At 60.8% G+C, this 16510-nt stretch carries 13 protein-coding genes; 5 read left to right on the top strand and 8 right to left on the bottom strand.

From position 1 onward, the window contains the following. Positions 1-37: 37 nt before the first annotated feature. From LPJ38_RS33150 to LPJ38_RS33140, 3 genes are all read right to left on the bottom strand, one after another. The gene (locus LPJ38_RS33150; RefSeq protein ID WP_145638720.1) at positions 38-1039 is read right to left on the bottom strand and encodes a methionyl-tRNA formyltransferase; all 1002 of its coding nucleotides are present in this window, start codon (positions 1037-1039) and stop codon (positions 38-40) included. After that, the gene (locus tag LPJ38_RS33145; RefSeq protein WP_231088472.1) at positions 1036-2106 is read right to left on the bottom strand and encodes a hypothetical protein; all 1071 of its coding nucleotides are present in this window, start codon (positions 2104-2106) and stop codon (positions 1036-1038) included. Before LPJ38_RS33145 ends, LPJ38_RS33150 begins: the two co-directional genes overlap by 4 nt. An 856-nt stretch (positions 2107-2962) precedes the next feature. Beyond that, complete coding sequence (locus tag LPJ38_RS33140; protein ID WP_145638718.1) at positions 2963-3301, bottom strand: H-NS histone family protein; 339 nt, start codon at positions 3299-3301, stop codon at positions 2963-2965. Positions 3302-4248: 947 nt separating this feature from the next. Here LPJ38_RS33140 and LPJ38_RS33135 point away from each other — a divergent pair. Further along, positions 4249-4947 carry a LuxR C-terminal-related transcriptional regulator gene (locus LPJ38_RS33135; RefSeq protein WP_145638716.1) on the top strand — a complete coding sequence of 233 codons (699 nt, stop codon included), beginning with the start codon at positions 4249-4251 and terminating at the stop codon, positions 4945-4947. Positions 4948-4982: 35 nt separating this feature from the next. Here the strand turns inward: LPJ38_RS33135 and LPJ38_RS33130 are convergent, their stop codons facing one another. Then, entirely contained in the window at positions 4983-5261 is a 279-nt protein-coding gene (locus LPJ38_RS33130; RefSeq protein WP_008557470.1) for a nuclear transport factor 2 family protein, read from the bottom strand. 1376 nt (positions 5262-6637) lie between these two features. On the opposite strand from LPJ38_RS33130, the gene LPJ38_RS33120 reads away from it, so the two are divergent. Beyond that, positions 6638-7123: a phasin family protein gene (locus LPJ38_RS33120; protein WP_145638714.1), complete on the top strand. Its 486-nt coding sequence runs from the start codon at positions 6638-6640 to the stop codon at positions 7121-7123. 309 nt (positions 7124-7432) lie between these two features. On the opposite strand, the gene LPJ38_RS33110 is transcribed toward LPJ38_RS33120, so the two are convergent. The 4 genes from LPJ38_RS33110 to zigA form a co-directional block, all read right to left on the bottom strand. Next, positions 7433-8200 (bottom strand): Crp/Fnr family transcriptional regulator, encoded by a 768-nt coding sequence (locus LPJ38_RS33110; RefSeq protein WP_145638710.1) that lies wholly within the window; start codon positions 8198-8200, stop codon positions 7433-7435. Between the two features lie 606 nt (positions 8201-8806). Then, entirely contained in the window at positions 8807-9451 is a 645-nt protein-coding gene (locus tag LPJ38_RS33105) for a TetR/AcrR family transcriptional regulator (RefSeq protein ID WP_145638708.1), read from the bottom strand. A gap of 87 nt (positions 9452-9538) precedes the next feature. Then, a complete protein-coding gene (locus tag LPJ38_RS33100) occupies positions 9539-9727 on the bottom strand; it encodes a hypothetical protein (RefSeq protein ID WP_145638706.1) in 189 nt (62 codons plus the stop codon). An 11-nt stretch (positions 9728-9738) separates the two neighbouring features. Beyond that, positions 9739-10944, bottom strand: a complete 1206-nt coding sequence (gene zigA, locus LPJ38_RS33095; protein WP_145638705.1) for a zinc metallochaperone GTPase ZigA — start codon at positions 10942-10944, stop codon at positions 9739-9741. A gap of 331 nt (positions 10945-11275) precedes the next feature. On the opposite strand from zigA, the gene acuR reads away from it, so the two are divergent. The 3 genes from acuR (at position 11276) to bamA (ending at position 16374) form a co-directional block, all read left to right on the top strand. Then, positions 11276-11932: an acrylate utilization transcriptional regulator AcuR gene (acuR, locus tag LPJ38_RS33090; protein ID WP_231088471.1), complete on the top strand. Its 657-nt coding sequence runs from the start codon at positions 11276-11278 to the stop codon at positions 11930-11932. A gap of 43 nt (positions 11933-11975) precedes the next feature. Beyond that, positions 11976-12551 carry a peroxidase-related enzyme gene (locus tag LPJ38_RS33085; protein WP_145638703.1) on the top strand — a complete coding sequence of 192 codons (576 nt, stop codon included), beginning with the start codon at positions 11976-11978 and terminating at the stop codon, positions 12549-12551. A gap of 1306 nt (positions 12552-13857) precedes the next feature. After that, entirely contained in the window at positions 13858-16374 is a 2517-nt protein-coding gene (gene bamA, locus LPJ38_RS33080) for an outer membrane protein assembly factor BamA (RefSeq protein ID WP_231088470.1), read from the top strand. The last annotated feature ends 136 nt before the right edge of the window (positions 16375-16510 follow it).

Below are 16510 nucleotides of genomic sequence, written 5' to 3'. Positions count from 1 at the left end.
CCGGAGCCTGAGGCTGCCTTGGCCGGACCGCTTGCGCTTACCTGTGAGCGCTATTCAGCCGCTCGAGCGAAGCCAGCCGATCTTCAAGCGCGACGATCCGGCGGAGAAGATCGATGCGCGACAGCCCCAGGGTAGCTCGCGTCGATCCGATGACGGAAGCGGCAGCACACGGCTGCTCGGCGTCGGGAAGCAGGACGCTGAACATACGCAATACGCCGTCGCCGGTCAGCACATCGACCCAGCCTTCGGAAGATGATCGCCCAACGATCCGGCCCGGCACGCGGCCGACATAGCCGCGAGCATCAAGCTGGGGGGAGGCGTGAGTGATGATGAGACGCTGCCCGGCAAGGTGGGTGAAGGCACCAGGAAATGGCGGCGTCAAGCCGCGGATCAGCCGATCGATGGTGTCGGTTGGTTGCCGCCAGTCTATCTCTCCATCGTCCGGAACACGGGTGCAGCCATAGGAGGCGTGATCGGCATCTTGAGCTGTGCCCTGATAGCCGGTGATCGCTCGAACGACGACCCCGCCGAGTTCATCTTCCTGGATCGCGTTGAGGCGATCGTAGAGAGAGGTGACGGTGTCGTTCGCACCGATCGAGATGGCCTTCTGAAACAGCAGATTGCCGCCATCAAGCTCCGGGACGACGAGGTGAATGCTGATGCCGGCGGTGGTCTCGCCGTTGATGATTGCCCAATTGACGTTGGCGCGGCCGCGATAACGCGGCAGAAGGGAATAGTGCACGTTGACGAAGCGACACGATGCAAGAATGCGCGGGGGAATGATTCGATCGAACGAGGAGATCACAACTGCCGCCGGGCGCAGGTCCTCGATCACTTTCTGGAGCTGGTTCAACTCCAGCAACTCCGTAACCGGGATGCCTCGTGCTTCTGCGAATGCGCTCAACGCGCGGACCTCAGGTTGGTCCGGCTTTCGGAAGATCTGGACCACACGGCACCGCGCCGCCAAGGAGCGAAGCGCCGCGAAGCCCGTCGGCCCGTCCGCGAGGAGCACGACATCGGGCTGCAGGGGTTCCGTCATGTCGCCGCCGGCCACGGTACGAGCTGGGCGAAGCCATCCGGAGTTACGGCGCCACCGCGCCGAACCCATTCGGCTGCGCGCAAGCCGCCGGTCTGCAATCGTACGATCGGTTCGGGGCCGATGTCCGAGAGCAGAATGCCCATGTGGCCTTGCTTGACGGGGCTCGTTGGCCAGACAGCGAATCCATTTCGCGCCAGCGCCGTTCGATCGATATCGCCCCAGAACTGTACCACCACAGCGCCGGCGCGCGCGCAGGCGGCCAAATGTGTCGCCTCTGCCTGGCCGACGCGTGGCGTGGTCGCTGGCTGCAAGGCGACGACGAAGGCGTCCCACGCGTCGGGGTGGACAGCTGCAACACTGTCGAATGTCTTGACCTTCGCCCCGAGGCTTGTCAGCCCGGTGTGCAGCGGAGCAAGGAAGTCGTTGTCGCAGAGCAGGCCTATCTTGTTGCCGAGGACCGCCAGACCACAGTCGTGCAACTGCTTCACGGCGAGCGGGCCGAGAAATGAGAAGACGTCGACGGCGGGGTGCCGCTCGTTGACTCCGACCACAGGGATTCCGCGCCGGGCGCACGCTTCGATATCGAGGTCCTCACCGCGAAATTCCCAGGCCTCGAACATCAAGGCAATCACGGCGTCGTCGCGCAGCTGGTCGATCAGTTCAGCAGTGAGAGGACGAAGGTGGCCACTGTTGGTTACGATATCGACGTTGTGGAGCATCTCAGGGCTGATGCTATCCAAAATCTCGATACGGTCAGCGACACCCAGAAGAGCCGCAAGCTCCATGGTCTCGCGCTTGGCATCGAGCACGGTCCCATGGCGGCCGGGCCTCGTGAACGCGTGGACGCGCTTGGCTCCGGCCATCGCTGCGAGGACGGGGGTCACGGCATAAGCGCCAGTTGCGGCTTCGGTCAGCACAGTCATTCCCGACATGTCCAGTCCCGTTTCCGCGACGGCGAGCTTCATCAGCGTTCGTAGACGAACAGGAGAGAAGCCTGGTCTGCGAAAAGTTTTCATGCCCGCATCGCCGGATTGCAATTGCGCGACCGTCGTTCCAGTCACAGTCATCGATCTGCCCCGCTGTTGCCCGTGAAGGAAACCGGCTTCATCGTATTTTTGAACGGTGCGCTCTGGAAACCAACTGCGCGCTGTCCGGAGCGCGATGTCGAACAGATCGCGTATGAGCGCTCAGGTGGTGCTGCCGATGCGAATTCTCGGAAGCGGGCACGATGCGCCGAGCTCAACAGATGCTGGAGGGCTGGCCCCAATCCGCTGTTCGTGGTCGTCAGAGGGACTCTTTGAGGGCAGTGCATTCGGCCCGCGGGCATGTCAAATAACTCTGCTGGAAAGACATCATCGATGAAAATGTGCGGCCAAGGTTTCGCGCATGCATGTTCGGCGCAAGGCGTCGCTCATGAAAAGCCTTCGCCCCCGTCTGTCCTACTCTCATCCGCGCCGCTCCATATTTAATTTGAGTTTTAAATCCTAAAATACAAATGTCAAAATAAATAGTCTTCGAGCGGGCGCCGGATGTCCGAGTGGTGCCGGCAGTTAAGGCCATTTTTCCGGCGCCAGATTAAATTGCAACATATTTGAATGCGCGATGCCCGGGCGCCGGTCATTTGCCGACCGGCTGGACCGGCGGGAGGATGGCATGGCTCACCCTATGCCGAGATCGTCGAGCGTCGGCGGTTCTTGAAGAGCTGAGGAAATTCGCCCTCGTTGCTCCTCCAGCGATGGCTTTGCTGCTTTCAACCTCTCTGACCTCAACCGCTATGGCTGGTTCTGGCGAGCGATTGTGCAGGGCAGCAATGGCAAGGGCAACAATGGCAACGATGGCAGCCCCAGCGGGAAGGAGGACGGGACCCGTTAAAGGGGCGCCCGCGACAATGTTCGGACCACCGGCCCGACGATAGTCGGGGCTTCAAACGGTTCGGCGGCGCTTTTGTCCAGATGGGCGGTTGATCAGGAGGTCATTCAGCTTCTTGCCGGCGCGAAGTTGCGCTTTCAGCCATCGGGGCTGTTTGCCGCGACCCGACCAGGTTTCGGATGGATTCTTGGGATTCCGATACTTTGGCAGCACCGGGGGGTAGGGGCGGCGTTCCCGTGCCCCGTGGCCATCGGCAGTGCCCTCCAGCCTGCGAAGTCGCTCTTCGAGCTTGACTTTTTCTGCGGTCATCCTGCGGCTAAGAACCGCAGTCACCTCGTCGTACAGCCGCCAAAGCTCCGCCGTACTGGCGGACGTCCAGTTGTCGTTGTCCATTGGAAGCTGTCCCCACTACTTCCAGTCTCAAAGCAGGAAGTGGGGCATATCAGGTCCAAGCCCGGTCGGGCAAGCTTTGTTAGCGCTACCGACTGGGGACGACGTTCCGACCGAGCGGGCGTCTCCTGAGGAGGATTCGCCGGCTGGCTCGCCCTCTGCCGAACATGCGCTGCTCGGCCTTCAACACGCGACTACGCAAATTTTGCAATTCAGTGAATTGAACGATCAAAGCTTGATGAGTTTGACGCAGAATCGCCGCAGAGTACATGTGACCACCTACTCGCTACTGAAGATTACTGATGACCGCCTGGCGAAGTTTGTCGGCCTGGCGAAGAGCCGATCACTTTGCCGATCAGCGCTCCTATAATCGGAATTGAAAACCATTCTCGTTGAAAAGTGTCTGTCCGCCTCCTTCCCTCGACGTCGGGCACTTGAGAAAATTTGCGCTCCTCATTTCGAGCCTCCCGGCGCTACGGCCAAAAATAAAAGATTGCCGCTATTTGTACCCGATACGCACCCCCGCTGGGTGGATAGGTCAACGTTTCTTGCCTTCCAGTTGCGCCTCACTTTCGGCGAAACTTTGCTGAAGGTTAGATTTGAATCGCGAGCGTAACTATATATCCTTGGTAATAATCCGCAGTGAACGATAAGTCGATGTCGACGCAAATATATCGTTGCGAGAGTTTGTTTGGCACACCTATTTAAAATTGTCCAATGGGCCTGACTTTACACGAATTCATGGCTCGGCTGGGCGAGCAGAGCCCGCATTCCTACGGTGCTGCAGGCATATCCGAAGCAAGTTACGGTGCTCCGGCCGCTACGTGCCGTGGCAGATGCCAAGTTTTGCGGTGCGGGCCGGCTTCATGGTTAACGCGCGTCACGCGTCAGCAGGGGCATTGCTGGAATAAACCGCCGCCGTGCGGGTTTTGATCTTCGGGCAGAGAAACATGCGCCGCATCAGAATTGTCATCGCGGATCGACACCCGATCGTCCTGCAGGGGGTCAGCAGCCTCCTTTCGATGCAGAGTGATCTTGCGGTCGTGGCCTCCTGCGGAGATGCAGCAAGCTGCACCCAGTCAATACGGCTTCTTGTGCCGGACATTGCGCTGATTGATGCTACAATGTCTGATATCAGGCTGCCGGACTTGCTTGCCCTCGCAAATGCCGAGGGCCAAGGTACTCAGGTGGTTCTCTTCGCAGATGCGGCAGACGTTCGCGAACTGCAAAGCTTGGCTATGGGCGGTTCCTGTCTCGTTCTCGGCAAGGACGCCAAGCTGGAGACGTTGGTCGCGACCCTGCGGAAGGTAGCCCAGAGCCAACGCTTGGCGTCACGTTCGGCCAGTCCCGGAGAGCTCGGCGACGAACCTCAGGCTGGTGAAGAGAAGTCACTGACGCAGCTTACCGGCCGGGAGCGGCAGATCATGCGGCTCGTATCCGAGGGATTATCGAACAAGGAAATCGGTCGTTGCCTGAAAATCACGGATGGTACGATCAAAGTGCATCTCCATCACATCTTTCAGAAGCTGGACATCAGCAACCGGACCGTTCTCGCGGCGCTGGCCATTTCACGGAACGAGCTGCGTCTGGAGGCTCGTGAAATCGACGTTTCCGCCCTACCACAGCGAGATCCCGCCAGCGCAAAATGACGTGGGCGTCACGCGCGTAGCGCCATTCATATTGGTCATTGTTTTGTGCTGTCAGCGTCGGCGATCGCGCTTAGACATTCAAGCATGCTGCGGCAGGCCCCTTCGGCCTCGGCCAGCGTTTGAAACGGCGAGCCGCTGATCTTGATGGCTCCAATATTCTCGAAAAGCGGTCGCCAACTCGCCAAGTAGCCGGAGCGTCCATGAAAGCCCGGACCGGTGGGGCTGCCGAAACTGATCACGAAGGAGAAGCCATCGCTGCTTGCGCTCCAGATCTCAATGCCCTCGGCAGCGGGACGGTGAAATTGCAGTGGCATGTGGCAATGATCCGTCGGTGGCATTAAATTCGGCGAAGAGATTATATAATTAAATATATCAAATTGGGATGCAAGCTGAATTTCCTGCGCTTGGACGTGCCCTGAATGCGGTAGAATTACCCGGAACAGGCGCCTGTTGGACGGGGCGTGCCGCTACCCGCAAGCCGCTGCGCGCCCCGAGGTCTCCACCAAGCTGCACGTGGGTACCGACGCCATTTAAATATTTGTTGAGCCTTTATTTAATTTATAATATTGTGGGAACAAGTTATTAAATAGAGGAGTGCGCATTGTGACCCGCGACGACGATAAAGATGACGATCGGCGGACATTCTTGAAAACCTGCGGACGGTTCGCGGCTGTTACACCCCCGGTCATGACCCTACTCCTGTCCACCTCCCTCACATCAACAGCGATTGCACGCTCAGGCGGTTTGCGCGGCGCGGCGCGGGGCGATGACGGGGGGCGGTCATTCTTCGACAACGATCGATCGTCAGGGGGCTCCGGCTCCACCGGCGGTGGATCCGGGGGTGGTGGAGCATCCGGCGGTCGTCAGAGCGGGTCAGCCAGAGCCGGCGGGACGTCCGGCGGTGGATCTGGTGGTCGAGGGGGATCGGGCGGTAACGGTCCCGTCGCGACCGAGGGGAGCTCTGGAAATCCGAGCGCAGCCGGAAGCCTTGATTGTGCAGATGAAGATGACAATGCGCGCAAGCGCAATCCCGATTGCGAACGACCGGCCACGCGAGTTTCGAGCGCAACCGGCTCCTAGCATTGGTGCACCGCGCGACACCCGAGCGCGATCCTAACGCGCCGCCACATCGCTTGGGCGACGCAGCATGCCAAATGTTAGTGCGCGGCATCTCGATCAATTGCATATTTTTCCCGGTCGTCAAGGCTGGGGGATTTTCCAGGACATTTCGAGAGGAGGCCTGCCATGCACGCTCGATCGAACCACTCCGCTGCTGTTCTTCTGCAACGTATCGAAGCGCTGGCCTCGCAGTTCGCAGAACTCGAGAGTCTCAGAGATCGAGTTGATCGGGAAGAAGACCGGCAGCGCGGCCGGTGTGAGCCGGGCCACGTCCGGAAAGCGAGTCAGCTCGGAGGACAAGCGAGCGTGCGCTGCAAATTGGTATATTTGAAATCCAAGCCTGCGCCGCTTGGTCGCAATTCCATCGAATTATCGCGGCGAGTGTCCGAAAGCGAACGGATGGCCCGGTTTTAATCGATCATAGTCGTTGCCGGTACGGGGGGCGGGCGGTTCATCCGCAGCGGCATCCTTACGCCAAGAACAGGGGCACTGAGCTTCTGACGCAGCAAACGCCAGGAGCGGTAGGGGTCTTCAATCCATCACCTAGTTTCGCTTGAAGGGATGAAAGCTCGTGAATGATGCCAATGTGAAAGTCGGAACGCATTCCGATCCAGTGAATGATATTGCGAATGGAGCAAAGCCGAGGTTCGATTTACCGATCATGAATTTCCAGGAAGTCTTCCGCGATTTCGCCGAGCAGGGCGCCGCCATGGCCAAGAAACATATCGAGAGCATGAAGGCGACTTCCGAGGAGATCAGCGACGTTCTCCGCGAAGCCTGTTCCATGAACGTGAAGGGTGTTGTCGATTACGGCGCCAGGGTCATGGAGATGTCCAAGGACAACACGAGCTCCAGTCTGGAATTCTTGTCCCGGCTCGCTGAGACCAGGTCGCTGCTGGATGTCGTACATCTTTCGACGGCCCAAAGCCGCGAAGCCTTCGAGGTCGCCTCCACACAGAACCGGGAGCTTTGGCAGCTCGCGCAGCGGGTCGCCATCGACACGACCGATCCCATTAAGGCCGGCTTCAACCGGGTATTGAACAGGACCGTCGCATAAGACTGTCTGAATGAGGCTACCAGCCTCGCGGATCGGCTGGACAGGCATCTCGGCGAAGCGGAGGTGCGGGTCCAGCCGACGGCGGGTTCGCGTAGCCGGGGCCGGCAAAAGATTGCGGGAAATCAAGATGGGTATGGTGATGATCAAGTGCCCGGAAACGGGGAGTGCCATTTCAACGGGTATCGAGACCAATCGCGAGAGGTTCCGATCCAGTGCAGTTTTCTTTTCGCGCACCTATTGCCGGCTCTGCGCGACTACACACGAGTGGTTCGCTAGAGAGGCTTGGGTCTACGAGCCTGCCCCGGATGGTCAGCCGGGGAGCTGGCAAGCGTCTCGCGCCATCGTGGCGTGAAGAACCTCGGCTGCGCCCTGAGACACGATCCGATCGATCTTGCGGCTCATCAGCTTGTAGCACTCGCACGCAACGGCTTCGAGCCGCGGCCGGTCAATCTCGAGCTGGCCCCGCCGATTCGATTTCAAGCCTCTTGACGCCCGCAACGCACTCACGACGTGCGTGACGGTGGTACGGCGGACGCCCAGTAGCTCCGATATGGTCTCCTGAGTGAGCGGGATGAGATTGCTGCCATCTGCCCGGTCGTGAATGTGAAGCAGCCAGCGCGCCATCCGGGCTTCGACGGAGTGCAGGGCATTGCAGGCCGCAACATACTGCAATTGCGTCAACAGCGATCGCGTGAAAATCTGCACCATGGATGTGATCGCGGGGCTGCGACGCAGAGCCGTCAGAAATTTCGCTGCCGGCATCTGCAGCACTGCCCCTGGGACGCGGACGACCGCTGTCACGGGTGAGCGAGATACGCCAAGCGCAGACGACAGACCGATGGCACCCTCATGGCCGATCACCGCCGTGGCGACCGTCTGCCCATTGGGCAAGTCCACGATGAAGGCGATCGCGCCACTACAGGGGAAAAGAAGGTGTTCGATCCGATCGCCCGATCGAACCAATATGGCATCGCGCGCGAGCACGACTTTCCGCAAATGAGGTTCGAGCAAAGCAAAATCCGCCGGCGGCAACGCTGCTAACAACCGATTTCCAACCCTACTCCCGTGGTCCATCATGGGATTGGTCCCCGACGGATGCTCGGCTAGAACTCGTGCCGGTTGTCGGACTGCCCTGGAGGACGATGGCCCAACAGCAAGCCAACCGGCCACTAAAGATATGGTTCCAATGACGGTGTATATAACACCCTCGCCACCAGGAGAAAGCGCGTAAGGCGCGGACTGCAAGCGCAGCCTGAATCATTCGGCGTCGGACTATTGCGGAAGAATGTCTGATCACTCGGGCAATCGGTGCAACGATCCATGAATGTGCGGAAGCGGCTCATTCTTCCGCCGGTCAGTCCCGTAACGCGACCGGCGAGTCATTGGTCGTTCTCAACCCCGTCGCTAACTCCTGCAGTATCGGGCGAGGGGCTGGCTCTTCCAAACGTGGCCATGGAGTTCATTCGCTCTTCCTCCAGATATCAGGCGCTTCTATCTCGGAGCGGAGGTGAGTATTGCGTGAGACGTGCCCGGAGCGTCGTGAGCCCCAGCTTTGCCGAGAGCGATACCGGGATGTAGACCTTTTGTGCATCGACGAACCCGAATGATATTTCGGTGTCTCCGGGCGATCTATTCTGCATTCCCGCTTGTGAAGCGAGGGCTCCGTCCCTGATCGAGCCTGGATCAGGCGGAGCGCGATCGTTGCGCAGGCGTCCGTGGCCGCGAGGGCTTTGCTGTCTTTCCGTCCGAGCAAAGGAGCCCATTGATGAACAGCTTGAAGAGAGCCGTGACCTTCTTGGCGTCCTGTTTCGGATCGTGCAGCGATACCGCCTTTCTCGCATCCATCAGACCGAGAATAGCCATAGCTGCAGTCTCGGGGTGCAATGCCGGCTGGATCTCCCCCCGCGCTTGTCCGTGGCGGATCACTTCGGCGATGAGGTTGCGCATGCTCCGACTGCGGCCGTGCAAGATCTTCCCCATCGCGGGATTGCGTCGGCTCTCGGCGAGCATTTCGAAGAAAAGCGCAGACTGGGCGGCACTTGCAGGCTGTTCGAATTCCGACTGCAGCGCGGAGATGACCGAGCCGCCGCCATGGACCTCCTGCTTGACTCGCTCGGAAGCGCCCTCGAGCCGGGCGTCGGCCATCGCGGCGATGATCGCGTCCTTGCTTTCGAAATAATGATAGAGGTGACCGGGACTGATGCTCGCTTCAGCGCAGATTTGAGCCGTCGAGGCGCCGCTCAGTCCGCTTCGGAGAAAGCAGCGCATCGCGGCAGCCAGGATCTCTTGCCGCTTTTGTTCGTGCTTGATCGGGTCGAGTTTGCGCATAAGGGCTTCTTTAAACTGGGCTAATTGCTCCAGCAACCCCCTCGGGACAAAAGCGCAATCCCACTTCCCGGCGTAGAAGGATCTTCGTCAGTCGCTTTCGCGCATTGAATTCCCGTTGGACTCGCATGCACCTTGCGCGCTTCGTGCCGAACCATGTGGCGGCTCACCGTCGAGATCGCTGGGCGGGAATATGCTGTCGTAGATCGCGCGAGCTTCCTGGATGAGACGAAGCCGCTCGAGCTCGGCTTTCGGGACGAGTCGGATGACATCAGCCATGTGTACCTCCGCTAGGCTGCTTCATCCGCGCGCCGCCAAACCGGAAACGGGTCTGCGAGCCGTGCCCATTCCGCGATGTCCATCGCAGGCTTTCCGGTGACGAGACACGCGTCCAGGCGGGCGCGGATCGAGTCTTCATCCATGCCGGCGCCGATGAACACGATTTCCTGGCGGCGATCGCCGTAGATGTCGCTCCAGTTCTGTCGAAGCTTCTTTCGCCATAAGGGATCGTCCGGCCATCGTTCGGCCGGCACGCTGGCCCACCAGAAGCCGAGGGCCTCTGTGCGAATGATCGAACCCGCCTGGCTGATTTCACCCAGCCATTGCGGACGGGTCGCGAGCCAGAAATGCCCCTTGGCGCGAATGACGCCAGGCCAGGGCTCCTTGATGAATCTGTCGAATTTGCCAGGGTCGAACGGCCGGCGCGCGCGATAGACGAAGTTCCTCACGCCGTACTCGTCCGTTTCCGGCACGTGATCGGCGAAGCCGTAGAGCTCCTTGTACCAGAGCGGATGCGCTTGCGCCTTTTCGAAGTCGAACCGGCCGGTGTCGAGAATGCGGTCGAACGCGACCCGGCCGTGATTGGCTTCGATCAGGTCCGCTTCCGGATTGAGGGCGCGAATGATCTTTCGCGCCGCCTCGCGCTGCCCGGGCGAGGCGTCATCGACCTTGTTCAGGACGATCACATCGGCGAATTCGATCTGCTCGACCAGGAGATCGACCAGTGTGCGCTTGTCGTTCTCCAGCGCTTCGCCGCGCTGCTCCAGGAACTCCGTCGACGAATAATCCCCGAGCAGGTTCACGGCGTCGACCACCGTCACCATGGTGTCGAGACGCGCCACGTCGGACAGGCTTTCGCCGTCTTCGGAGCGAAAATCGAACGTCGCTGCGACCGGCAGCGGCTCGGCGATGCCTGTCGATTCGATCAGCAGATAGTCGAAGCGACCTTGTTCGGCGAGGGCGCGGACTTCCTTCAAGAGATCGTCGCGCAGCGTGCAGCAGATGCAGCCGTTCGTCATCTCGACGAGCTTCTCATCGGTCCGGGAGAGATTCGCACCGCCATCGCGAACCAGATCCGCATCGATGTTCACCTCGCTCATGTCGTTGACGATCACCGCGACCTTCAGGCCCTTCCGGTTGTTCAGGACGTGGTTCAGCAAAGTGGTCTTTCCAGCCCCGAGGAAGCCGGACAAGACGGTGACGGGGAGTTTGTGCATGGAGATCGAAAAGCCTTTTCAAGGGGATAGGGCGGCGGCGCTTGGGATGGGGCATTTCGGCTGACGTTATGTAATGTTATAACATTACATCAACGAAGCCGGGCCATCTGTCAAGGCGCTTTGGCGCGGGATGTGGATCGCGTGCCCGGGTGTCGTGAACGCGACTTCCCGGTCGGCGCGCTTCGCCGGCCAGCCATCCCGCCTTCTCAATCGAGCCTGCGATCTTCATGGCCGCGTTGGATTCGCGGTGGCCGGTCGATCGCGATGCCATCGAAGAGGCGGCTTCGATGGACGGATTGATTTTGCAAGGCGATCGGTCTAATAAATCGTCGTGAAAGCGATTTCGCCATCAGCCGAACAGCGTCGCCGTGGCCGTCCGCCCAGGGACCAGACACGGCCCGACGCGCCGCGCGCTCGGCTCATACGCGCCGGCGTCGCGATCCTGACCGAGAAGGGTTTTAGCGCCGTCGGGGTCGAGGAGATTCTGGACGCGGCAGAGGTGCCGAAAGGCTCATTCTACCATTACTTCGACAGCAAGGAGGCTTTCGGCCTCGAGCTGATCGACGCCTATGCCGGCTATTTCGCGCGCAAGCTGGACCGCTGGTTCGACGACACCGGACGTGCGCCGCTCGACCGTATCGGCGATTTCATCGCGGATGCTCGCTCGGGAATGGCGAGATACCGCTACCGGCGCGGCTGCCTCGTCGGCAATCTCGGACAGGAGATGGGCGTTCTGCCGGAGCCGTTCCGCAAGCGCCTCGCCGCCGTGTTCCGGGATTGGGAAGCGCGAACATCACGTTGCCTGCGGTCGGCGCAAGAGGCGGGCGAGATATCGAACCATCTCGACTGCGACAGTCTCGCGCAATTCTTCTGGACCGGCTGGGAGGGCGCGGTGCTGCGTGCCAAGCTGGAACGGCGCCCCGACGCGCTCGACGTCTTCGCTGCGGGCTTTCTTGCGATGATCCGGACGCGAGGTGACGGACAATGACGATCTTGCCAATCTCCAACGAGCAGTAACCCGGGAGCTCAACATGACCGAAACACGCGCCGTCAGCCGCTTCCCTGTCCCCGATCTCGCCGATATGCCCGACGACATCCGCAGCCGCATCCTGGCCGTGCAGGAGAAGTCCGGCTTCATTCCGAACGTCTTTCTCGTGCTCGCCCACCGGCCGGACGAGTTTCGCGCATTCTTCGCCTATCACGACGCGCTGATGGACAAGCCCGGCAATCTGACCAAGGCCGAGCGCGAGATGATCGTGGTTGCGACCAGCAACCTCAATCAGTGCCAATATTGCGTGGTGGCGCATGGCGCGATCCTGCGGATCCGCGCCAAGGATCCGTTGATTGCCGATCAGGTCGCCATCAACTACCGCAAGGCCGACATCACCGATCGTCAGAAGGCCATGCTGGATTTCGCCGTTCGGGTCTCGATGGAAGCGTACAAGACGTCCGAGAGCGACTTTGCGTCGCTGAAGGACCATGGCTTCACCGAGGAGGACATCTGGGACATCGCCGCGATCTCGGCCTTTTTCGGCATGTCGAACCGGCTTGCGAACGTGACGAGCATGCGTCCGAATGCCGAGTTCTATTCCATGGGCCGTGGCTGAGAGACGGAGCGAAGCCATGGAGCTTTCATCCGAGGAATGCCGAAGGCGTGAGTTCACTTAGTCCGGATGAGCGAAAGCGAAATCCGGGGCCACTGTTCGTCCAGACGCCAGAACCCCGGATTGCGCTGGCTCACTCCGAGCTACCCGTCGTGCGGCTGTGTCGCCCCCTGTCAATTCCATCGCGGAAAAATATTCCACTTTACCGAAATTCGGAATTGACGTATGTGTCGTCCATCCCGGCTCACCCTTGAGGGGCGGTCATGTTGTCGTGTGATCGCAGAGCCGGGCTTGCGGTGGACGCAGCAGCGTCGTGCGCGAGAGCCAAGGGCAGGGCGGATTGCTCTCCGTGAACCCTTCGCATCGCGCGGACGAGCGGCGCTGTCAGGTTCGTCGCGTCATATTCCGGTGGCAAGGTGCACAACGCCGTCGGACCCTGTGGCGCCAACGAACCGTGCGTACGGCAAAACCGTGTGGTCCTGGCCGTCGTTGCTACGGTCAAGCTCTTGCGGAGGCGGCATCTGCGTCAACCGGCGCGGGGCCGGTGAATTCCGTGAGGGCGAGGGAGGCCAGAAGGAACTCGGCTCCCGGGAGAGCACGGCATAAGCCGTCCGACCATCGCGCAGGGAAGGCCGTGTGTTGGGCTTCACCTGTATGCTGCTGTGCGGTTCTTCCTGCGTGTGCTCTATGCGCAGCGGACCGCGGGTGCCGCCGGCACCCGGCCTTCCCTGCACCCTCTTGGCTATGAGGGTGGAGCGATCAAGCAAAGCTCGGGCGAAATGCGCCGCGAGAATGCGAGGGCATGTCTCCAGCCACACTCACTGTCATCGTCCGGCTTGACCGGACGATCCAGTACTCCGAGATAGCAGTGATTGATCGAGACGCCGCGGCGTACTGGATTCCCCGCTGGAGCCTGTCATCGGGCTCGCCGAAGGCGAGACCCGGTGGCGGGGAATGACAGCGGAGGTTAGAGAGAGAGCCAGCTATCGCCACATACTCCGTCATTGCGAGGAGCGAAGCGACGAAGCAATCCAGAATCCCTCCACGGAAAGACTCTGGGTTGCTTCGTCGCAAGGGCTCCTCGCAATGACGTGGAGAGAGCGTGCGCCACATTCCGCTCTCGTGCCGGACGCAGCGCAGCGTCCCTTCGACGGTGCGCGGCAGAGCCGGGGCCCATCTCTCCGAGCCGCGGCTCCGCGGCCTGACCCGTCAATCAAATTCAACGACCGGAAACAGTACAGCAATCTCAAAGCCACAACGCGGCCACAGCCGTCTCGTTTCAGAGCAGCAGGTGCTCTTGAGGTGTGGAATGTCGGTGTTGCGGGCCTTGCTGGTCGCCGTGGCGATGGGCGGTGTATCGATCGCGAGTTCAATTCCCGTCGCGCTGTTGCCGCAGCCGGCGGCCGCGCAAAGCGCCGAGACGATCGTGGTCGAAGGTAATCGCCGCGTCGACGCGGAGACCGTCCGCTCCTATTTCCGCCCCGCCGCCGGCGGACGCCTCGATCAACCCGCCATCGACGAAGGCCTCAAGACGCTGATCGGGACCGGCCTGTTCCAGGACGTGAGGATCAACCGCGGCCCCGGCGGCCAGCTCATCGTCTCCGTGGTGGAAAATCCGGTGATCGGACGCGTCGCCTTCGAGGGCAACAAGAAGATCAAGGACGAGCAGCTCACGTCTGAAGTCCAGTCCAAGGCGCGCGGCACCTTCTCCCGCGCCATGGTGCAGTCCGACACGCTGCGAATCGCCGAAATCTATCGCCGGTCCGGCCGCTATGACGTGCGCGTCACGCCTGAGGTCATCGAGCAGCCGAACAACCGCGTCGACCTGATCTTCACGATCGAGGAGGGCGCCAAGACCGGCGTCAAGTCGATCGAGTTCGTCGGCAACAATGCGTTCTCGTCCTATCGCCTGCGCGACGTTATCAAGACGCGCGAATCGAACCTCCTGAGCTTCCTCGCCAGCGGCGACATCTACGACCCCGATCGGGTCGAGGCCGACCGCGACCTGATCCGCCGCTTCTATCTCAAGAACGGCTTTGCCGACGTCCAGGTGGTGGCCGCGCTCACCGAATACGATCCCGAGAAGAAGGGCTTCAACGTCACCTTCAAGATCGAGGGAGGCGCGCAATACCGCGTCGGTTCGGTCGACTTCCGCTCCAGCATTCCGAATTTCGATCCCTCGTCGCTGCGGGCCTATTCGCGCGTCTATGCCGGTTCGCTCTACAACGTCGAATCGGTCGAGAAGTCGGTCGAAGAAATGCAGATCGAGGCGTCGCGCCGCGGTTATGCCTTCGCCGTGGTCCGCCCGGGCGGCGACCGCAATTTCGAGGCGCACACCGTCTCCGTCGTGTTCAACATCGACGAGGGCCCGCGCACCTATATCGAGCGTATCAACCTGCGCGGCAACACCCGCACACGCGACTACGTGATCCGCCGCGAGTTCGACATCTCCGAGGGCGACGCCTACAACCGCGCGCTGGTCGACCGTGCCGAACGGCGCCTGAAGAACCTCGATTACTTCAAGAGTGTGAAGATCACGACCGAGCCCGGCTCGTCGAGCGATCGCGTCATCCTGATCGTCGACATGGAAGAGAAATCGACCGGCGATTTCTCGATCTCGGGCGGCTACTCCACGACCGACGGCGCGCTGGCCGAAGTCTCGGTCTCCGAACGCAACCTGCTCGGCAAGGGCCTCTACGCCAAGGCGTCGGTCAGCTACGGCCAGTACTCGTGGGGCATATCTCTGTCCTTCGTCGAGCCTTATTTGCTCGACTATCGGCTGGCGCTCGGATTCGATACCTACTGGCGCCAGCAATTGTCGAACAGCTATACGAGCTATGGCGTGACGACGCTGGGCTTCGCTCCGCGCCTGGGCTTTGCGCTGCGCGAGGACCTCTCGCTCCAGCTGCGCTATTCGCTCTATCAGCAGAGCATCACGCTCGCCAGCGCGTACAACAATTGCAACAACAACGCCTCGAACACGTCGCTGGCCTTCAATCCGACGCCGGCCTACATCAAGAACGTGCTGGGCGGCGTCGATCCGACCAACGCCACGGACTCCGGCGTTTACGGCTACGGTTGTTACGGCGACGGCGAATCGAGCCTGCCGGTCCGCAAAGAGCTGGCCAACGGCGCGACCTGGACGTCGGCGCTCGGCTATACCTTGAACTACAACACGCTGGACAACACCAAGAACCCGACCGACGGGTTGCTGATCGATTTCCGACAGGATTCCGCAGGGGGTGGCGGCGATGTGACCTATCTGAAGACCGCGATCGACACGAAGTACTACACGTCGCTCGTGTCCGACATCGTCAGCGTGATCCACCTCCAGGGCGGCATCCTCAACAAGCTTGGCGATCAGGATCTGCGGATGCTCGACCATTTCCAGATGGGACCGAACCTCGTGCGCGGATTCGCTTCGAACGGCATCGGCCCGCGCGACATCACCCATTGGAGCCTGGGTGCGAGCGGCGATGCGCTCGGCGGCACGAAATACTGGGGCGCGTCGATGGAATTGCAGATGCCGTTCTGGTTCCTGCCCAAGGAGGTCGGCCTGAAAGGTGCGGTCTATGCCGATGCCGGCTCCCTTTGGGGCTATCAGGGGCCGACGTCGTGGGCGGCCACCGGCGAGGTCAACACGGCGGCCTGTCCGACCTGCGGACTGCAATATGACGACGGCAATTTGGTGCGATCGTCGGTCGGCGTCGGCCTGATCTGGGCCTCGCCGTTTGGGCCGCTACGCTTCGACTATGCCGTGCCGATCACCAAAGGCAAATACGACATCGTCCAGGAGTTCAGGTTTGGCGGCGGCACCTCGTTCTAGCGATGCGTCGTCGGGACGTGCGGGGGCCCTTTGGTCGTGCGTTCGTGAAAACGCGTGAAGCTCGTCTCGTGTGCAGAAGTGGACAGTCGCTTCCGGATATCGGATAATGCGCGCCTGAAATTGCAGGACACTATGG

It is taken from the genome of Bradyrhizobium daqingense, from assembly GCF_021044685.1.
Classification (GTDB): Bacteria; Pseudomonadota; Alphaproteobacteria; order Rhizobiales; family Xanthobacteraceae; genus Bradyrhizobium; species Bradyrhizobium daqingense.
The sequence above is the reverse complement of the archived record's forward strand: the minus strand, read 5'-3'. Positions and strand labels throughout refer to the sequence as shown.